1 protein-coding gene is annotated in these 1,033 nt (G+C 72.5%); it reads left to right on the top strand.

Annotation, left to right across the window (positions count from 1 at the left end):
• Positions 1 to 325 precede the first annotated feature (325 nt).
• A partial coding sequence (locus tag D180_RS01615) for an MFS transporter (protein WP_017911399.1) occupies positions 326 to 1,033 on the top strand: 708 nt, incomplete at its 3' end.

Below are 1,033 nucleotides of genomic sequence, written 5' to 3'. Positions count from 1 at the left end.
CGCAGGAAGGCGCCCAGCGCGCGGGCGCGCTCGCTGGCCAGGGCCGGGCCCGACGCAGCAGGCGCGACCGCCCGCTCCGGCCTTGAGGTGGAATGCGCGAGGTCCAGTTGCATCGTCTTCTCCACTTTTGCTGTGCGCCGGTGCCCGACGACGCCGCGTCGACAGGCGACGCAGGCGTGTCTGTCACGCCGACGGGGACGGCACCCCGACGCGACCGTCCGGGACACCAGGGAGGCAGCGCCAGTACCAGGATAAATGAGTCCTTGTACCAGTTTATCGACTCACCATACTGCGCGCCATAACCACGCCCTCCCCCGCCTCCGCCATGCCCGCCACCACCCCCACCCTGAGCCACCGCGGCCTCGGCATCCTGCTGATCGGGCAGATGCTGCCGCTGATCGATTTCTCCATCCTCAATGTCGCGCTCGGCTCGATCGCGCACACGCTGCACGCGTCGGCGACCCAGTTGGAGCTGATCGTGGCCGTCTACGGCGTCGCCTTCGCGGTGGGCCTGGCGGCGGGCGGCCGGCTCGGCGACAACCTCGGCCGGCGCCGCGTGTTCGGTGCCGGCGTGCTGCTGTTCGGCCTGGCCTCGTTGCTGTGCGGGGTGGCCGGTTCGGTCCCGGCCCTGCTGGCCGGCCGCATCCTGCAGGGACTGGGGGCGGCGCTGGCGGTGCCGCAGATTCTGGCCACCATCCACGTCAGCCTGCACGGCAAGGCGCACGCGCGGGCATTGGCGCTGTACGGCTCGCTGGGCGGCATCGCCTTCGTCATCGGCCAGGTGCTGGGCGGCTCGCTGGTCAGCGCGGACATCGCCGGATCCGGCTGGCGCAGCGTGTTTCTGATCAACCTGCCGTTCTGCCTGCTGGCGCTGGCCTGCCTGCGCGCCGTGCCGGAGACCCGCGCGGCACGGCGGATGCCGCCCGACCTGGCCGGCGCCGGGCTGCTGGGGCTGTTCCTGGCCTGCCTGCTGCTGCCATTGGCGCTGGGCCCTGCCCTGCACTGGCCGCCGGCGTGCCTGGCGGTGCTGGCC

Source organism: Xanthomonas sp. SHU 166, from assembly GCF_000364685.1.
Lineage (GTDB): Bacteria > Pseudomonadota > Gammaproteobacteria > Xanthomonadales > Xanthomonadaceae > Xanthomonas_A > Xanthomonas_A sontii.
Note: the sequence above shows the minus strand (reverse complement) of the source record. Positions and strands in the feature narration are given on the sequence as shown.